The 17,892-nt window shown below is 64.0% G+C and carries 13 protein-coding genes; 4 read left to right on the forward strand and 9 right to left on the reverse strand.

The features are described 5' to 3' along the window. Nucleotides 1–21 precede the first annotated feature (21 nt). The 5 genes from BM193_RS24695 to BM193_RS24715 form a co-directional block, all read right to left on the reverse strand. The gene (locus tag BM193_RS24695; protein ID WP_092801727.1) at nt 22–3,192 is read right to left on the reverse strand and encodes an efflux RND transporter permease subunit; all 3,171 of its coding nucleotides are present in this window, start codon (nt 3,190–3,192) and stop codon (nt 22–24) included. A gap of 25 nt (nt 3,193–3,217) precedes the next feature. Next, nucleotides 3,218–4,423, reverse strand: coding sequence for an efflux RND transporter periplasmic adaptor subunit (locus tag BM193_RS24700; protein ID WP_092801724.1), 1,206 nt, complete (start codon nt 4,421–4,423; stop codon nt 3,218–3,220). Between the two features lie 10 nt (nt 4,424–4,433). Continuing rightward, nucleotides 4,434–5,666, reverse strand: a complete 1,233-nt coding sequence (locus BM193_RS24705) for a TolC family protein (protein WP_139176308.1) — start codon at nt 5,664–5,666, stop codon at nt 4,434–4,436. A gap of 105 nt (nt 5,667–5,771) precedes the next feature. Further along, complete coding sequence (gene czcI / locus BM193_RS24710) at nt 5,772–6,134, reverse strand: cation efflux protein, CzcI family (RefSeq protein WP_092801721.1); 363 nt, start codon at nt 6,132–6,134, stop codon at nt 5,772–5,774. Nucleotides 6,135–6,176: 42 nt separating this feature from the next. Beyond that, a complete protein-coding gene (locus BM193_RS24715) occupies nt 6,177–7,724 on the reverse strand; it encodes a C13 family peptidase (protein WP_092801718.1) in 1,548 nt (515 codons plus the stop codon). Between the two features lie 183 nt (nt 7,725–7,907). Between BM193_RS24715 and BM193_RS24720 the strand changes: the two genes are divergently transcribed. Then, a complete protein-coding gene (locus BM193_RS24720; RefSeq protein ID WP_092801715.1) occupies nt 7,908–9,854 on the forward strand; it encodes a GAF domain-containing sensor histidine kinase in 1,947 nt (648 codons plus the stop codon). A gap of 942 nt (nt 9,855–10,796) precedes the next feature. Here BM193_RS24720 and BM193_RS24725 read toward each other — a convergent pair. Further along, nucleotides 10,797–12,302, reverse strand: coding sequence for a DUF3369 domain-containing protein (locus tag BM193_RS24725; RefSeq protein WP_092801712.1), 1,506 nt, complete (start codon nt 12,300–12,302; stop codon nt 10,797–10,799). Nucleotides 12,303–12,739: 437 nt separating this feature from the next. Here BM193_RS24725 and BM193_RS24730 point away from each other — a divergent pair, with 437 nt between their 5' ends. Further along, on the forward strand, nt 12,740–13,246 hold the full coding sequence (locus tag BM193_RS24730; protein WP_092801709.1) for a DUF3016 domain-containing protein: 507 nt from the start codon (nt 12,740–12,742) through the stop codon (nt 13,244–13,246). Nucleotides 13,247–13,379: 133 nt separating this feature from the next. Next, nucleotides 13,380–13,919: a DUF3016 domain-containing protein gene (locus tag BM193_RS24735; RefSeq protein ID WP_092802143.1), complete on the forward strand. Its 540-nt coding sequence runs from the start codon at nt 13,380–13,382 to the stop codon at nt 13,917–13,919. Here the strand turns inward: BM193_RS24735 and BM193_RS24740 are convergent, their stop codons facing one another. The 3 genes from BM193_RS24740 to BM193_RS24750 form a co-directional block, all read right to left on the reverse strand. Beyond that, complete coding sequence (locus BM193_RS24740; RefSeq protein ID WP_092801706.1) at nt 13,920–14,705, reverse strand: substrate-binding periplasmic protein; 786 nt, start codon at nt 14,703–14,705, stop codon at nt 13,920–13,922. Nucleotides 14,706–14,765: 60 nt separating this feature from the next. Continuing rightward, nucleotides 14,766–15,209 carry a thioesterase family protein gene (locus BM193_RS24745; RefSeq protein ID WP_071079638.1) on the reverse strand — a complete coding sequence of 148 codons (444 nt, stop codon included), beginning with the start codon at nt 15,207–15,209 and terminating at the stop codon, nt 14,766–14,768. 118 nt (nt 15,210–15,327) lie between these two features. Continuing rightward, nucleotides 15,328–16,788, reverse strand: coding sequence for a PQQ-dependent sugar dehydrogenase (locus BM193_RS24750; protein WP_092801703.1), 1,461 nt, complete (start codon nt 16,786–16,788; stop codon nt 15,328–15,330). A gap of 278 nt (nt 16,789–17,066) precedes the next feature. On the opposite strand from BM193_RS24750, the gene BM193_RS24755 reads away from it, so the two are divergent. Continuing rightward, nucleotides 17,067–17,892: zinc-binding dehydrogenase (locus BM193_RS24755; RefSeq protein WP_092832542.1), on the forward strand; the 826-nt coding region annotated here is incomplete at its 3' end.

The raw sequence follows: 17,892 nt of genomic DNA on the forward strand, positions 1-17,892 counted from the left end.
TTGCTACGCCTGGCTCCATGACTACACCGCCGCGCCTGCGGGCGCGGTGTGCATTTCCACCTCGTCTTCCTTGCGGTACGCCAGCCGGTACAGCAGCGGCAGCACCAGCAGGGTCAGGGCCGTCGACGATAAAATGCCGCCGATCACCACGGTGGCCAGCGGGCGCTGCACTTCGGCGCCCGTGCCCGTGGCAATGGCCATCGGCACGAAACCGAGCGAGGCCACCAGCGCCGTCATCAAGACGGGCCGCAGACGCGTGATGGCGCCTTCGCGTATGGCCTCCTGCAAGGGCATGCCCTGGTCCCGCAACTGGCGGATGTAGGCGATCATCACCAGGCCGTTCAGCACGGCCACGCCGGACAGGGCGATGAAGCCGACAGCGGCCGAGATCGAGATGGGTATGTCGCGCAGCCACAGGGCAACGATGCCGCCCGTCAAGGCGAACGGGATGCCGCTGAACACCAGCAAGCCATCCTTGACGTTGCCGAACATGGCGAACAGCAACACAAACACGAGCGCCAGCGCCACCGGCACCACCAGTTCCAGGCGTTTGGTGGCCGACTGCAATTGCTCGAACTGACCGCCCCAGCTGGTCCAGTAGCCGGCCGGAATGGCCACCTGCGATTGCAACTGCTGCGTGGCGTCGGCCACGAACGAGCCGATATCGCGCCCGCGCACGTTGGCGCTGATGACGATGCGGCGCTTGCCATCTTCGCGGCTGATCTGGTTCGGCCCCGGCGCCACCTGCAGGCTGGCCACTTCACCGAGCGGGATGAAGCGCGCGCGGTCTTCCGCCGCCGCGCCCTGGGGCAGGGCGATGGGCAGGCGTTTCAATTGCTCCAGGTCGCTGCGCAGGCTGTCGGGCAGGCGCACGACGATGTCGAAGCGGCGGTCGCCCTGGAACAGCGTGCCCGCCGCTTGTCCGCCGATGGCCGTGGCGATCGCCGATTGCACATCGGCAATATTCAAGCCATAGCGGGCCGTCTGCTCGCGGTCGATCTGCACCGTCAGCATGGGCAGGCCCGTGGTCTGCTCGACTTTTACCTCTGTTGCGCCCGGTATCTTGCCCAGCACGCCGGCGATCTTTGCCGCCGTGCTGTCGAGCACGTTCATATCGTCGCCGAACAGTTTGACGGCCACGTCGCTGCGCACGCCGGAAATCAGTTCATTGAAGCGCAGCTGGATCGGCTGCGAAAACTCGTAGTTATTGCCCGGCAAACTGCTGGCCGTCGCTTCGATTTCCGCCAGCAATTGCTCGCGCGACTTCTTCGGTTCCGGCCACTCGCTGCGGGGCTTGAGCATGATGTAACCATCGGAAATATTCGGCGGCATGGGGTCAGAGGCGATCTCGGCCGTGCCCGTGCGGGCGAACACGCGGGCGATTTCCTGGTGGTTTGCCATCAGCTTGCTTTCCAGCTGCTGCTGCATGGCCAGCGACTGGCTCAGGCTGGTGCCGGGGATGCGCAAGGCCTGGATGGCGATGTCGCCCTCGTTCAGGCTGGGCACGAACTCGCTGCCCATGCGCGTGGCCAGCAAGCCGGACAGCACGACGGCCACCGCCGCGCCCGTCAACACGACGGGCGTGTTGCGCATCACCTTGTCCAGCAGCGGCGCATACCAGCGCTTGGCGGCGCGCATGATGGCGTTTTCCTTTTCCGCCACCTTGTCGCCGATAAACAGCGCCACGGCGGCGGGGATGAAGGTGATCGACAGCAGCATGGCACCCAGCAGGGCGATCACCACCGTCAGGGCCATCGGTGTAAACATGCGGCCTTCCACGCCCGTCAGCGCGAAGATGGGCAGGTACACGACCATGATGATCAGCTGGCCATACAGCAAGGGGCGGCGCGCCTCTTGCGATGCCGCAAACACTTCGTGAAAACGCTCTTGCAAGGTCAGCGGCCGTCCCAGTTTCTGCTGCGCATGGGCCAGGCGGCGCACGCAGTTTTCCACGATCACCACGGCGCCATCGATGATGATGCCGAAATCGAGCGCCCCCAGGCTCATCAGGTTGGCGCTCACATGGTATTGCACCATGCCCGTAAACGTGAACAGCATGGCCAGCGGAATCACCATGGCCGTGATGACGGCCGCGCGGATATTGCCGAGGAATAAAAACAAAATGGCGATCACCAGCACGGCGCCTTCCAGCAGGTTTTTCTTCACCGTATTGATGGCCTTGTCGACCAGCACCGTGCGGTCATACACGGTGACGGCGTGCACGCCTTGCGGCAGGCTGCGGTTGATTTCGATCATCTTTTTATCCACGGCTTGCGACACGGCGCGGCTGTTCTGGCCGATCAGCATGAAGACGGTGCCCAGCACCACTTCGCGGCCGTTTTCCGTGGCCGCGCCCGTGCGCAGTTCACGCCCGATGAGCACGTCGGCCACGTCGCGGATGCGGATCGCCACGCCCTGCACATTGGCGACGACGATGTTGCCGATGTCGTCCTTCGATGCCACCTGGCCCGGCGCGCGGATCAGCAACTGCTCGCCCTGCTTTTCGATGTAGCCGGCGCCCACGTTGCCATTGTTGCGCTCGAGCGCCGTCACCACCTCCTGCAGGCTGATGCCATAGGCGGCCAGTTTTTCCGGATACGGCGCCACCTGGTATTGCTTGGCGTAGCCGCCGATGGCGTTGATTTCCGTGACACCCGTGACATTGCGCAACTGCGGCTTGATGATCCAGTCCTGGATTTCGCGCAAGTCCGTCGGCGTGTAGGGCGTGCCGTCCGGCTTTTTCGCGCCCTCCTGCGTTTCCACCGTCCACAAATAGATTTCGCCCAGGCCCGTGGAGACGGGGCCCATCTTGGGCGTGATGCCGGCCGGCAAACTTTCCTTGGCTTCCTGCAGGCGCTCGTTGATCATCTGGCGCGCAAAATAAATGTCCGTGCCATCCTTGAAGATCACCGTGACCTGCGACAGGCCATAGCGTGAAAGCGAGCGTGTCTGCTCCAGGTTCGGCAAGCCGGCCATGGCCGTCTCGATGGGGAAGGTCACGCGCTGCTCGGTTTCCAGCGGCGAGTAGCCGGCCGACTGGGTATTGATTTGCACCTGCACATTGGTGATGTCGGGCACGGCGTCGATGGGCAGCTTCTGGTAGCTGTAGATGCCCAGGCCGGCCATCGCGGCCACGGCCAGCATCACCAGCCAGCGCTGGTCGATGGCGAAGCGGATCAAGCGTTCAAACATGATGGTTTCCTTAGCGTTGACGTGATCAGTGTTCGTGGCCGGCGGAGTCCTTGCCCAGCTCGGACTTCAGGACAAAACTGCCTTGCGCCGCGTACGGCGTGCCGGCACGCAAGCCCTGCCTGACCTCCGTCCACTTGCCGTCGCTGCGTCCCAGGATCACCGGCGTGGCCTGGTAGCCGTCCTTGACCTGCACGAAGACGACGGGCTTGTCTTCCACCGTCTGGATGGCTTCCGTCTGCACGGTGACGGGCGCGTCCGCTTCGCCGGACACCACTTCCACGCTGACGAACAGGCCCGGGCGCCAGGCCATGTCGGGGTTCGCCAGGCTGATGCGGGCCTTGGCCGTGCGCGTCTGTTCGCCCAGCAAGGCGCCCACATAGGTGATCGTGCCTTTCGCGCTGGCGTCAAAAGCGCTGGCTTTCACCTCGGCCTTGCCTCCCATGCGCACGGTGGCCAGGTCTTTCGCCGGCACGGCGATTTCCGCCCACACCGTCGACAGGTCGGAAATGACGAAGATATTCGCGTCTTCCTTGACGGCCTCGCCCAGGGCGATATGTTTTTCCAGCACCATGCCATCGAATGGCGCGCGGATCTCATAGCGGTTCAGCGGCCCCTTGGCAGCGCCGCTGGCGCCCAGCGCGCTGAGCTTTTGCTGCGCGTTCTGCACGGCGATCTCCGCTTCGCGCCACGCTTGCTGCGCCTGCAGATAATCCTGCTCGGCCGAGATTTTCTCGCGCCACAGTTTTTCTTCGCGTTCATACGTGGAGCGGGCCAGCGACAGCCGCCGCTGCGCCGACAGCAGTTCGCTGCGCTGTTCCGACAGGTCCGTGCTGGCGATGACGGCCAGCACTTGCCCTTTTTTCACCAGCTGGCCCAGGTCGGCGTGCACGGCTTCCACCACGCCGGCCAGGCGCGGCACGACGTGGGCCGTGCGGTCTTCGTTGAAACGGATTTCGCCGGGCAGGGCGACGGTGGTCTTGATGCGGCCTGGCGCGGCCGTGGCGATGACGACGCCGGCCGCGCGGCTTTGCGCGGCGCTCAGTTCCAGCCGGCCTTCCACTTCTGCGTGGCCGTGTTCGTCTTTCTTTTCGGCGTGGGCTTCCACCTTGGCGGCGGCGGGCGGCGCGGTCCTGGAATTGCCCGTGCCCAGGATGAGGATGGCCAGCACGATGCCGGCGGCCGCGATGGCGCCGATGGCGATCGCTTGTTTTTTGTCGAGTTTGATATTCATCAGGGATTCCTTAGAGGGAAGCGGGTGCGCCCAGCAGGCGCTCGATGTCGGCGGCGGCCTGGTGCGCTTCGGTGAGGGCGCGCAGGTACTGGTTTTTGGCTTGCAGCAAGGTGCGCTGGGCATCGAGCACGTCGAGGAAGGCGAACTTGCCGAACTCGAAGCCCTTGCTGGCCGCGTCGTAGGCGCTCTGGGCGCCGGGCAAGATGTCGCGCCGCAAGCTTTCCACGTCGAGCCGCGCCGTGGCCAGGCGTTCGCTGGCGGCGGCCACGGCCGTTTGCACGTCGATGCGGGCGGCGGCCAGCTCGTCGCTGGCCTTGTCGCTGCGGCGCAGGGCGTCCAGCTTGTTGCCCGCATTGCGGTCGAACAGCGGCAGCGGCAGGGCCAGGCCGACGATGGCCTGGTTGCGGCCCAGTTCCTCCGAGCGCTTCATGCCGATGCTCACCGTGACGTCGGGCGTGGCGCGCCGCTGTTCCACGTCGAGCAGGGCTTGCCGTTGCGCCAGCGCGCTTTGCGCCTGGCGCACGGCGGGCGCGTGCGCCAGGCGCGCCGCCAGCTCGCTGCCTGGCGGTAATTCCGGCAGGGTTTCCAGCCGGCCATCGGCCTCGGTGAAACGGGGCGTGGCGTTGCCCCACAGGGCGGCCAGGCGCTTGCGGGCGCTGGCCAGCGCGCTGCGCGCCAGGTTCAGTTCCAGCCGCACGCTGGCCTCGGCCACGCGGGCGCGGGTTTCCTCGACGGGCGAGGCCTTGCCGGCCGTCACCCGGCGCGCCGTGATGTCGCTGGCGCGCGCGGCCAGCGCCTGCGCGCTGTCGGCCAGGCGCAAGCCTTCCTGCGCCGCCAGCACGTCGACAAACGCGGACGTGACGGCCGCGCGCGTGTTCGCCTGCTGCAGGGCCAGGCCCGCTTGCGCCACGTCCTCGCCGCGCTGGGCGGCGGCCGTGCGCGCACCGCGCTTGCCGCCCAGTTCGATCAACTGGTTCAGCTGCACGGTGGTGCTGCGCGTGGCGCGGCGCGTGTCTTCCAGCACGGTTTGCAATTCCGGGTTGGGCAGGGCGCGCGCCTGCTGCAGGGCACCGCCTTGCGCCGCCAGTTCATGGCGGGCGGCCGACAGGGTGGCGTTGCCGCCTTCGGCCAGCCGCAGCGCGGCGCGCAGGGTCAGCGGAGCGGCGGGTTCTTCAGGTGTTTGCGCGTGCGCAAAGTTGCCGGCCAGTAGGCCAGCGGAAAGTAACAAGATGATGCGGTACATCGAATTCTCCAAAAGCATGGAAAAGAATTCGACGGGACGCGCAGGCTTGTGCCTGCTTTAGTCAGGCCCGCATATTGCGATCTGTGAAAGTAACGTCCCGTCGGCCTAGATGGCCGACGACCAGTCGGGGCGCTTGGGTGCGTCCGGGATGTGGGAAGCGTAAAAGAAGGGGGACGTGTCCGCGTTGACGGACGCCATGTCGCCGATGGGCAGGCTGGAGCCGGCCGGCAGCCACGCGTGGCCGATGCCATGGCAGACGTTGCAGTCGCTGTGCGGCTGGCCTTTGGATTGCTTGTCAGCCTTGTCGGCCACGGGTTTTTTGTCCGCGTCGGCCTTGTGCTGGTGGCTGTGGTGGCCCAGGTGCTGCGCCGCCTTGCCTTCTTCGTGCTGGCAATACGCGCTGGCCGCGGCCCAGGACATCTGGAGCGGCAGCACGAACAGCAGCAAAATGAGGAGGAATCGGCGCATGGTGACGGCTATTGTACAGAAAGTAGCAAGGCTGCGCTGCGCTTAGCGCGGCTGGGCGCGCCACGCCTTGAGCTGCGCGCCGATGGCCTTGCCCTGGAAGATCTGTGGCTCGGAATGCTCTTCCGCTTCCATGCCACCTTCGCGGAAATCGGCCGCCTCGCGTGCCTGCACCAGCACCTTGGCCTTGTCGAACGCTTCGGCAAAGCCGCTGCTCCTGGGCAGCGCTTCCTTGAAATACGCTTCGCTGAAGTAAGTAAAATCGTTCTGGTCGTCGCAGCCGAACGAGGTGCGGTCGCTGCGCGCGGCCGTGATGATGAGGGTGTGCTCATCCTGCAACGGCGCGATGAAGCCGCCCGCATAGCAGGCGGAAACGACGATGACTTTCCAGCGGATGCCGCTGTGCTTGAGCATGGCCGCCAGCTCGTGCGCAGGCAGGCTGTGCAGGTCCATGCCGTTTTGCGCCAGCGCCAGTTCATGCTCGGGTGAACCATGGCTGGTGAGGAACAGGAACAGGATGTCGTTGGCCTTGTCCATCTTCGCGCCCAGCGCATCGAGGCTGGCGGCGATGCTGGTGCGCGTGGCCATCGGCTGCTGCGCCACCGTGTTGCGGCTGTTGACGAGCATCAGCGAGCGGCCCACGGTGCCGAAATCGCGGTCGAACTGGCGCTGCACGAAGGCCGTTTCGCGGTGAAACACTTCCTGCGCGCCATCGCCGGCCACGCCCAGCAGGTACAGGTTGATCTTTTTCGCCGCATCGCGGGGTGCGATGCGGGCCAGGGCGCCGTCGAGCAGGCTGCGCTGGTGGTACAGGGCCAGCTCGATGTTGTCGCGCGTGAGCTTGTCTGCGGCCGGGTCGTCCAGCTGTCCTTCCGTCCAGTTGCCGCTGTCCTCTTTCCTGCCATCGGCCTGCGCCACGGCGTAGCGCAGCACGCCCTTGCCGTCGAACTGGCCATTCTTGAAGCTGCCCCGGTATTCATCGCCCTCGGCCGTGCGCAGCACGCCTTCGCCCTCGAACTTCCAGTCCTTCAGTGCGCCTTCGTAATGGATGCCGTCGCTGGTGGTGACGTTTGCCTTGCCCAGCACTTGCCCCTGGACGAATTCGCCTTCGAAGACGGTGCCGTCCGTGTCGGTCAGCTTGCCGGCGCCATGCGGACGCCAGTGCTGGAAATGCCCTTCGAAGGTGGCGCCGTCGGCACCCTGGAAGCGGCCCTGTCCTTCGAAGCTGCCCTTGACGAAGCTGCCCTCGTACAGCTCGCCCTTGGGCGAGGTGTAGCGGCCCTGGCCGTCGAAAGCGCCCTGGCGGAAGGCGCCCACGTATTCCACGCCCGAGGCCTGGCGCAGCGTGCCCTGGCCGGAAAACACGCCGCGCGCGAACCCCCCTGCATAAAACGCGCCGCTGGCGTATTCGAGGCGGCCCTGGCCATGCATCTTGCCGTCGACCAGAGGGCCGAAGTAGCGCCCGCCATCGGCCGTCTCCGCCGCCGGCGTCTTGGCCGGCGCGGCGCACAGCGGCGGCATGCCCAGCGCGGCAAACGCCAGCAGGGCGGCGAGGGTGTAGGGGCGAAGCGAGGCGCGTAGCGTGGCGGTCATGAGGACGGTCTGATCTATGGGGAGGCGCCTAGTCTGCCACTGTATCGCCAAGGTGGCAAATGCCGGCGTGGCGCGTGTTGTCGTGCATCAAGGCAAGAATCTCCGTTTTATGCCGTGCCAAGGCGGGAATGAACTGATAATATTGATTTTCAGAACATATTTACAGAAGGCACTTGTCTATCCATGGAAAGCCGTCTCAGCCGTCTGGAAGCCGTCCAGACCGTGTTGCTGGAAATCGGCCAGCGCGCCAGCACCTGCAGCGATATCAGCGAATTCCTGCAGGCGGTGCATGCGGCGCTGGGGCGCATCATGTATGCAGCGAACTTTTATGTCGCGCTCAGCGACCGCGACGACGGCCTGGTGCGCTTTCCGTATTTTGTCGATGAATTCGACGCCGCGCCCGCGCCGGAAGTGGGCGTGCGCCTGGCCAGCGCCGCGCAGTCGCCCACGGCCTGGGTCATCGTCAACCGCAAGCAGCTGGTGATGACGGCCGACGACGACGCCATGCGCGCCATCGGCGGCGGCGCCTGGGGCGGCGGCACGGCGGCCGAGCACTGGATCGGCTGTCCCCTGCTGGACCAGCAGCACCAGGTGCTGGGCGCCATCGTCATCCAGAGCTATGACGCCGAGCACCGTTTCAGCCTGGAAGACCAGGCCCTGTTCGCGCTGATCGCCACGCACGTGTCGAGCGCCCTGCAGGGCATGCAAAGCATGGACCGCCTGGAAAAGGCGGTGCAGGAGCGCACGGCCCTGCTGGCGCACGAGGTGGCCGAGCGTCGGCGCGCGGAAAACCTGCAGCATGCGCTGTATGAAATCGCCAGCCTGTCGGCGCAGGCGGCTGACGCCACCACCCTGTACACGCGCCTGCACGCCATCATCAGCGAACTGGTGACGGCGAAAAATTTCCTCATCGCCCTGTACCACCCGGAAAACAAGGACATCACGATCCCGTATTTTGTCGATGAAAAAGATGCGCAGGCGCCCGTGAAGCGCTTTCATTACGGCATCGGCATGAGCTCGTACGTGCTGGCGCGCCGCCAGGCCTGCCTGCTCGACGCGGACAGCTATGCGGCGCTGGTGGCCAGCGGCGAGATGGACGAGCCGCTGGGCAATACCGGCATCGCCAGCTGGATGGGCGCGCCCATGCTGCTCGGTGATCGGAAATATGGCGTGATCATCGTGCAAAGCTATGACGAGTCCGTCGTGTATGGCCAGGCGGAACTGGACGTGCTGGCTTTCATGGCCAGCCACGTGGCCGTGGCGATGGCGCGCATCCAGGCCGACAGCGCCATGCGCCAGGCCAAGGAAGCGCTGGAAGAGCAGAACGCGGCCCTGAACAGCGCCTTGAGCGCGCTGCAGGAAGCGCAGTCGGAACTGGTGCGGCAGGAAAAGCTGGCGTCCCTGGGACGCCTGGTGGCGGGCGTGGCGCATGAAATCAACACGCCGCTGGGCATCTGCGTGACGGCCACCAGCCATTTGGTGCAGGAATTGAAGCTCACGCGCGAAGACCTGGAAGGCGGCCAGCTCGATGAAGACGGCTTGCGGCAGTTTTTCGACATCATCGACCAGACCCTGCGCATCATGACGACGAACACGCAGCGCGCCGCGGCGCTGGTGCGCAGCTTCAAGCAGGTGGCCGTGGACCAGTCGTCGGACGAATTGCGCAGCTTTAACTTGCGGAAATACCTCGATGAAATCCTGCTCTCCTTGCAGCCGAAGCTGAAGGGCAAGCCCGTCAAGGTGGACATCGACTGCGCGCCGGACGTGCAGCTGCGCAGCTATCCGGGCGCCGTCTCGCAGATCGTCACCAACATGGTGGTCAATTCACTGGTGCATGGCTTTGCCGAAGGCGAGCCGGGCAAGATCAAGATCAGCGTGCGCACGGCCGGCGAGATGCTGGAACTCGATTACAGCGACGACGGCATGGGCATGGACAGCGCCACCCTGGGCCAGCTGTTCGACCCCTTCTTCACCACCAAGCGCGGTTCCGGCGGCAGCGGCCTGGGCGCGCATATCCTGTATAACCTGGTGACGGGGCCGCTCGGTGGCACGGTGAAGGTGGTCAGCGCGCCGGGCATGGGGTTGCACTACAAGATCCGCTTTCCGCTGGAGCCACGTAGGTCGGATTAGCGGCAAGGCCGCGTCATCCGACGCCGGCGGCCAGGTTAAAAACGGCGGGCCGGAGACGCGGGCCTGAGAAAATGCCGATGGCGGCGTTGCAGCTCCTTGCCGTACATGCGTACTGTCTGCGTCGCCGCGCCTTGCCTTCGACATTTTTCAGGCCCGCCTGGCCCGGAGCGCCCGTGTTGGGGGCTGGGGCCGAAGCGTGTTTTGCTGGTGTGCGTATCGCCTAATCCGATCTGCGGAGCCGAAGAGTGCTTGAAATTTGAAGCTTGAAAACGGCGGGCTGGAGACGCGGGCCTGAGAAAATGCCGATGGCGGCGTTGCAGCTCCTTGCCGTACACGCGTACTGTCTGCGTCGCCGCGCCTTGCCCTCGACATTTTTCAGGCCCGCTTGGCCCGGAGCGCCCGTGTCGAGGGCTGGGGCCGAAGCGTGTTTTGCTGGCGTGCGTATCGCCTAATCCGATCTGCGGAGCTGAAGAGTGCTTGAAATTTGAAGCCTGAAAACGGCGGGCCGGAGACGCGGGCCTGAGAAAATGCCGATGGCGGCGTTGCAGCTCCTTGCCGTACATGCGTACTGTCTGCGTCGCTGCGCCTTGCCCTCGACATTTTTCAGGTCCGCTTGGCCCGGAAAGGGCTGGGGCCGAAGCGTGTTTTGCTGGCGTGCGTATCGCCTAATCCGATCTGCGGAGCCGAAGAGTGCTTGAAATTTGAAGCGTGAAAACGGCGGGCCGGAGACGCGGGCCTGAGAAAATGCCGATGGCGGCGTTGCAGCTCCTTGCCGTACTTGCGTACTGTCTGCGTCGCTGCGCCTTGCCCTCGACATTTTTCAGGTCCGCTTGGCCCGGAGCGCCCGTGTCGGGGGCTGGGGCCGAAGCGTGTTTTGCTGGTGTGCGGGGGGCAGACCCTCGGGGTCTGACCCCGGTATTTGCTCTTGGGTTACATCGGGAGCTAATCCGGGAAGCGTTGGTTCAACGCCAGCGCTTCGTCCAGGTTCGCAATCAGCAATTCCACATACTGCGGATCGAGGTGGCTGCCGCTCACTTCGCGCAGGTAGCCAACCACGCGTTCCAGGGGCCAGGCGTCCTTGTAGCAGCGCTTGTGCATGAGGGCGTCGAAGACGTCGGCCACGGCGGCGATGCGCGCGTATTTGTGGATGTTCTCGCCGACCAGCCCTTGCGGATAGCCGCTGCCATCGTATTTTTCATGGTGCTGGTGGGCGATCACGGCGGCCGCCTTCAGGAGCGGGCGCTGCGAGCCGTCCAAGATGGACATGCCCACCGTCGGATGCTGCTTCATGATTTCCCACTCGGCCGCGTCGAGCTTGCCCGGTTTCAGCAGCACGGCGTCGGGCGTGGAAATCTTGCCGATGTCGTGCATGGGCGCCGCGTGGCGCAGCACCATGGTTTCTTCTTCCGACATGCCGGACGCCTGCGCCAGCAGCTGGCACACTTCGGCCATGCGGCGCACGTGGTTGCCACCCTCGTGCGAGCGCGATTCGACCACGTCGCCCAGGCGCAGGATCAATTCGGCCTGGGTATCGGTGATTTCCTGCGTCAGCAGGATGTTGTCGAAGGCGATGGCCACGCCCGAGCAGAATACTTCCAGCAACTGCGCGTCGAGGTCGGAAATTTCTTCCACGCCCTTCAATACCAGCAGGGAGGCCTTGCCGCTGCTGTTGGGGAAATAGCCGACATAGGTGTCGCCATGCAGGCGCGAGATTTTATTGCTCTTCGCATGGTCCAGCTGCGACAGCAGGGAAGGGCTGAGGATGCCGTCGTCCGTGTCGCCGATCTGCGCGAGGATTTCATAGTCCTGCTCGCCAGAGATGGCGCTGGCGCCGCGCAGGCGCAACAGCATGCTCGTTTCCAGGCGCAGCAGGGCGACGACTTGCTGCAGCAGCCCGCTGGCGAAGTCGCGCAGGTTGCGCTGCTTGAAAATGTGCGCCGAGGCGGCGATGACGCGCTCGAGGCCTTCGCGGTAATGCAGCTGGGCCAGGCGCGCCTCTTCCACTTTCATGATGTCGCGGTAGGCGCGCAGGGCGGCGAAGGTGGTGGTGAACAGCTTGGTGCGGTCGAGTTCGGTCTTTTCCTTGTAGTCGTTGATGTCGTAGTTGACGATCACGCGCTCTTCCGGCGCCTGGCCCGGCTGGCCCGTGCGCAGGACGATGCGCGTGAACTGGTTGCCCAGGTCTTCGCGCATCCAGCGCGCCACTTCCAGGCCACTGTCTTCGCGCTCCATCACCACGTCCAGGAAGACGAGGGCGATGCCGGACTCGCGCGCCAGCACCTGCTTGGCTTCGGCGCCGCTGTAGGCATGCACGAAACTGAGCGCCCGGCCTTCCAGGCGGAAACGGCTCAACGTCAGCTTGGTAATGTCATGGATGTCGGGTTCATCATCGACGAGCAGGACTTTCCAGGGAGGTAACTTGGGCGATGCTGAAGACAAGAATGACATAAGGGCGAGTTCCGCTAAAAGGCATAACTGACGCAATGCTAAGACGCCCGCGCCAGGAGTTCCTGTGCGCCGCTAACGGCGTTGCGCGTTTTTTCGGCGCAGTTTGTCGATTGTAGACCGACAGCCAAGTATTAACAATAAGCAATAATAATTGACGTAATTCATGCAACATGCATGTCAAGAAAGTACTTTAAATTGTCCGCGCGTGTCACTACGTATACTTTATCGCTTAGGCAACTATATTTTCAAGACAATACTTTGTTTTAATTAATATTGCTAATGAATCCGCAAAAAAACTGCGGCCGCAAGCGCCGGTGAACGGCGGCGAAAGAACGTAACAAGGTATGAATTTCGCTTCCCAAGCGGGCACTTGACGTTATATTGAATGGATATCAGGGGGCTAGTGCGCCCACCCTGTTCATGAAAGGAAGAACATCATGCAAAAGAAGAAATCGACGCGGGTCCTGCTGGCTGCCCTGGCCCTGTTGGCCAGCACCGCCGCCTGGGCGGGAACGGAGGTGCGTTTCGATAAACCGGAACGCTTTACGGATTTGCCATTCGACCAGCGCGAGCGCGAGCAAGTCCTGAAGGACTTGAGCCAGCATTTCGAGAAACTGGGCGAGTCGCTCAAGCCCGAGCAGACCTTGAAAATCGCTGTCACGGATGTGGACCTGGCGGGGCGCGAGGAACCGCGCATGCATGGTGCGAATGCCTTGCGCGTGCTGAATGGCCGCGCCGACTGGCCGCGCATGAGCCTGCACTATGTGCTGGAGCAGGATGGCAAGGTGATCAGTAGCGGCGATGCCGACTTGTCCGATATGTCGTACATGAGCCGCATCAACCGCTATGCCGGCGATACGCGGCTGCGCTATGAGAAGCTGATGATCGACGACTGGTTTGCGAAGACCTTTGGCACGCAGGCGAAACGCCAGGCGCGCAAATAAGTCAGCCACGGCGCACGCCGTGCGCTGTATTGCGCTCCAGAAATTTTCTCTTCAGGCTATATTGAAGCCAGGCACTGCAATGAATGGCATTGCAGTCACTGCCTGTGAGTCAGTCTTTCTGAAAGGGATGAATATGCGTATTTCCAAGGCGACGAAAACATGGGTCGCGGCGTTGGCGCTGCTTGCCAGCAGCAGCGCCTGGGCCGGTGTGCAAGTCAATTTCAGCAAGCCCGATGATTATTCGGACATGCCGTTCAGCACGCGCGACCGCGAGCAAATCCTGGCGGGACTGGCGGAGCATTTCCAGTTGCTGGGCAAGGGCTTGCGTCCGGGGCAGGATTTGCAGATCGAGGTCACGGATGTCGATCTGGCTGGCCGTGAAGATCCGATGCGCCGCGGCACCATGGACGTGCGCGTCATGGATGGCCGTACCGACTGGCCGCGCATGCGCCTGCGCTATGTGCTGGAACAGGACGGCAAGGTGATCGCCAGCGGCAATGCGGCCCTGTCCGATATGTCGTATTTGCAGCGCATCAACCGCTATTCCAGCAGCGACGCGCTGCGCTATGAAAAAAAGATGATCGACGACTGGTTTGAAAATACCTTTGGCATCAAGCCCACGGGCCGCAGCAAGCCCGTCATGACCTTGCAGTCGCACGTGCGACGCCGCTAATCAACGCAAATAAGCCTGTTCGATGCGTTCCAGCTGGCCGTTGTGGCGCAGTGCCAGCAAGGCGGCATTCATCTGTTCGATGAAGTCCGCCTTGTAGGCCGGCACGTTGCGTGCGCTGTAGGCGATATACGTCGCTTCGGACGACAGTTCCAGCACTTCGCGCAAGTGAAAGCCGTAGTGCGCGAGTTGACCCTGCAACTGGCGTGCCGTGTGGCGCGCCGCGCCACGGTCGCTGGCGTAGCAATCGATGCGCCGCAAGGCCAGCTTCTTCAGGTTGGCTTCATTGCCCTTGGCCGCTTCCAGGTGCAGCAGCCCCTGGCGCGCCGGCGCCATCAGTTTTTCCGAGAGCAGGAAACCCGTGTTGACGCCGATGGTCAGGCCCGCGAAGTCATCGGGAAAATGCGTGCGCGCCGTGCGCATCACGGCATCGTGGCAAAACAGCACCACCGATTCGCGGTACAGCACGGCGGAATACGGCTGCACGTAGGCGCGTTCCGTTTTGCGTCCGGGTGGGAACAGGCCGAAGACGAGGCCTTTTTCCAGCGCGTCGAGTCCCCGTTTCCAGGGGCGCGGCTGCAAGTCCAGCCGGTAGCCGGGCATCTTGCTGGCCGCCGCGCGCAGGATGTCGAGGTACATGCCTTTGAAGACGCCGTTTTCCACATAGCTGTAGGGCGCATAGTCGTCATCGCCGTACAGGATGACGGTTTGCGGCGCCGCCCACGCGGACGGCAGCAATCCCAGCAGCGCCAGGCTGAGGCACAGTCTTGCCCTTATCGGTGATCGCATGCCGCTCCAGAATTAATTATCTTCCTGGCAAGCATACAGCATGGCCGCATGGCGGCCCGCTTAATCGATCCAGTTCACCTGCGGGAACTTGCTGCCGAACTCTTCCGGCATGGGCACGACCTGGCTGCGCTTGTAGTTGAAAAACACAAAGCCGGACTTGGCCATGGCAATCAGCGTGTTGTCACGCGGACGCGTGATGCGAAAGGTGATGTCGCCGCCGTACTTGTTGAAATCCATGACGCCCACTTCGAACAGCAGCTGGTCGCGCGCATGCGCTTCGGCGCGGTAGGTAGTGGCCAGGTCGGTGACGATGATGCCGGTGCCGTCCGCTTCAATGTCGCGCACGCCGAATTCGAACAGGAAGCGCGCGCGCGCCTCGGAAATCATGGAAATCATGGAATCGTTGCCGAGGTGGTTGCCGGCATTGATATCGGTCGTGCGTACCGTCAGTTGCGAGGAATAGCAGTACTGGTCTTCAGGAAATTCAAGTTTCAAACGGGCCATGGTGTTCTCTTGAGCTGGGGCGCAGGGCGCGGCGGAAAAAGCCAATTCTAGCCGCTTCCCCGCGCCCCGTCGAAAAACGCCCCCTCAGGCGTGCGCGGCCACGCCTGCTTGCGCACGCTTACTTGCGTACAATCCGGTAGACCTTGCCCGTGCCGCTCAGCATGTACAGCTCGTTTTGCGCATCTTGCCCGAAGGAGACGATATTGCCCACGTTGGCGATGCCCCAGTCCGTCACGGCGGAGGCCGCGCCATTGCTGTAGCTGAAACTTTTCAGCCAGCCGCTGCAGTAGTCGGAATACAGGTATTGGCCCGCTAGTTCCGGCAGGGCCGCGCCACGGTACACATAGCCGCCCGTGATGGAGCAGCCGCCCGCGCTGTCATGGCCGTACTCGATGACGGGCAGCACCAGGCCCGCCTGGTTGCAGCTGGCGCTGTTGTAGCACTGCGTGCCTTCCATGATGTTCCAGCCGTAATTGTTGCCGGCCTGGCCCACGGGGCGCACGTCGACTTCCTCCCGGTTGGCCTGGCCCACGTCGGCGATGTACAGCAGCTGGGCCGGCACGTCGAAGGCGTAGCGCCACGGGTTGCGCAAACCATACGCCCAGATTTCAGGCCGCCCGCCTGCCGTGGCAAACGGGTTGCCCGGCGGAATGGCATACGGCTGGGCCACCGTGCTGGCATTGACGTCCAGGCGCAGCAACTTGCCCAGCAGCACATTCGTGTTTTGCGCATTGCCGGGCGGATCACCGCCGCTGCCGCCATCGCCCGTGCCCGCATACAGGTAGCCATCCGGGCCAAAGCTGAGCAGGCCGCCATTGTGGTTGCTGAACGTGGGGTGGGGGATGGTGAGTACCGTCAGCGCGGACAGGGGATCGGCCACGTTGGCGTTGCCGGCCGACACTTGCCGCCGCTCGATGACGATATCGCCCGCCAGGTTGGTGTAATAAAGGAAGAAATAGCCATTGCTCGCGTATTGCGGATGGAAGGCCAGCGACAGCAAGCCCCGTTCGCCGATGACGGTGGTCAGGCTGCTGATGTCGAGGAAGGGCGTGGCCAGCAGGCTGCCGTTCTGCATCACGCGGATGCGCCCGGGGCGCTCGAGGATGAACAAACGGCTGTCGCCGGGCGGCGCCGTGAGGAAGGTGGGCGTGGCCAGGCCGGACGCCACTTCCTGCAGGGCCAGGGCCAGCGGCGCCGTGGCCGCATACGCGACGCTGGCGCCGGCCGTGGCGCCGGCGTTCACTTGCACCTGCTGCGTCACGGGCGTGGGCACCAGGCGGATCGTGCCCGTGCCAGTTCCTTGTAGGACGCTGGCGGCGCTGACGCTGTACGCGCCCGGCGCCAGGCTGTCCAGGGTGCTTGAGCCCGTCAATGTCTTGCTGTACGACGCGGGGCCGGTGACTGTCACGGCAGCGGCCAGGCCGGCCGGCAAGCCGCTGATCGTCACGTTCAGGCTGCCCGTGCCGGCGCCCGGCGGATGATGGTCGTGGCCGCCGCCACAGGCTGCAAGCAGGCCCAGGCAGCAGGCCAGCAGCAGGGCCATCCAGGTGGGGGAACGCGGGTGAAGTAGCTTGCGCATGTCGGTCTCCTGCGGGAAGGACGAATGGCGGGGCGAATCATTCGGAGGTCGTATGCCGAGAATGCGCGTATTGGAACTGGCAAGATTGAGTTGGCGCAAGCGGACATCGCACGGATGCAGCATACGCTGCGTGGACGCGGCGTTTCCGTGCGCTGCTGCACGCTGTGGCGGCATCGGACAAATGCGCCGCGTTTTCAGACAAGCGCGGGGCCAACCGCTCCACCACGCCCGCGGGCGCACGATAATGGCGCATCTGAAACCGAGCAGGAATACCTCACATGAAAACCAAAGCCGCGATTGCCTGGAAGGCGGGCGCCCCGCTGACCATCGAAGAAGTCGACCTGGCCGGCCCGCGCGCCGGCGAAGTGCTGGTCGAGCTGAAAGCCACGGGCATCTGCCACACGGATTACTACACGCTCTCCGGCGCCGATCCGGAGGGTATCTTCCCCGCCATCCTCGGCCATGAAGGCGCCGGCGTCGTCGTCGACGTGGGCCCGGGCGTGACGACCCTGAAAAAGGATGACCACGTCATCCCCCTGTACACGCCGGAATGCCGCCAATGCAAATTCTGCCTGTCGCAAAAGACGAACCTGTGCCAGGCCATCCGCTCCACCCAGGGGCGCGGCCTGATGCCGGACGCCACCAGCCGTTTTTCGCTGAACGGCCAGCCGCTGTTCCACTACATGGGCACGTCCACCTTTTCCAATTACATCGTCGTGCCGGAAATCGCGCTCGCCAAGATCCGTGAAGACGCGCCGTTCGACAAGGTCTGCTACATCGGCTGCGGCGTGACGACGGGCGTGGGCGCCGTCTTGTTCTCGGCCAAGGTCGAGGCGGGCGCCAACGTGGCCGTGTTCGGCCTGGGCGGCATCGGCCTGAACGTGATCCAGGCGGCGAAGATGGTCGGCGCCGATAAAATCATCGGCATCGACATCAACCCGGCGCGCCAGGCCATCGCGCGCAAGTTCGGCATGACGCATTTCATCAATCCGAACGAGGTGGAGAACGTCGTCGACGCCATCGTGCAGCTGACGGACGGCGGCGCCGATTATTCGTTTGAATGCGTGGGCAACACCACGCTGATGCGCCAGGCGCTCGAGTGCA

The organism is Janthinobacterium sp. 344 (genome assembly GCF_900112025.1).
Classification (GTDB): Bacteria; Pseudomonadota; Gammaproteobacteria; order Burkholderiales; family Burkholderiaceae_D; genus Janthinobacterium.

What these genes read in the sequence shown, in the direction of transcription:
- BM193_RS24700 (WP_092801724.1), bottom strand. Translation starts at nt 4,423, where the DNA reads ATGAATATCAAACTCGACAAAAAACAAGCGATCGCCATCGGCGCCATC.
- BM193_RS24740 (WP_092801706.1), bottom strand. Translation starts at nt 14,705, where the DNA reads ATGCGATCACCGATAAGGGCAAGACTGTGCCTCAGCCTGGCGCTGCTG.
- BM193_RS24735 (WP_092802143.1), top strand. Translation starts at nt 13,380, where the DNA reads ATGCGTATTTCCAAGGCGACGAAAACATGGGTCGCGGCGTTGGCGCTG.
- BM193_RS24745 (WP_071079638.1), bottom strand. Translation starts at nt 15,209, where the DNA reads ATGGCCCGTTTGAAACTTGAATTTCCTGAAGACCAGTACTGCTATTCC.
- BM193_RS24695 (WP_092801727.1), bottom strand. Translation starts at nt 3,192, where the DNA reads ATGTTTGAACGCTTGATCCGCTTCGCCATCGACCAGCGCTGGCTGGTG.
- czcI (WP_092801721.1), bottom strand. Translation starts at nt 6,134, where the DNA reads ATGCGCCGATTCCTCCTCATTTTGCTGCTGTTCGTGCTGCCGCTCCAG.
- BM193_RS24750 (WP_092801703.1), bottom strand. Translation starts at nt 16,788, where the DNA reads ATGCGCAAGCTACTTCACCCGCGTTCCCCCACCTGGATGGCCCTGCTG.
- BM193_RS24725 (WP_092801712.1), bottom strand. Translation starts at nt 12,302, where the DNA reads ATGTCATTCTTGTCTTCAGCATCGCCCAAGTTACCTCCCTGGAAAGTC.
- BM193_RS24715 (WP_092801718.1), bottom strand. Translation starts at nt 7,724, where the DNA reads ATGACCGCCACGCTACGCGCCTCGCTTCGCCCCTACACCCTCGCCGCC.
- BM193_RS24705 (WP_139176308.1), bottom strand. Translation starts at nt 5,666, where the DNA reads ATGTACCGCATCATCTTGTTACTTTCCGCTGGCCTACTGGCCGGCAAC.
- BM193_RS24720 (WP_092801715.1), top strand. Translation starts at nt 7,908, where the DNA reads ATGGAAAGCCGTCTCAGCCGTCTGGAAGCCGTCCAGACCGTGTTGCTG.
- BM193_RS24730 (WP_092801709.1), top strand. Translation starts at nt 12,740, where the DNA reads ATGCAAAAGAAGAAATCGACGCGGGTCCTGCTGGCTGCCCTGGCCCTG.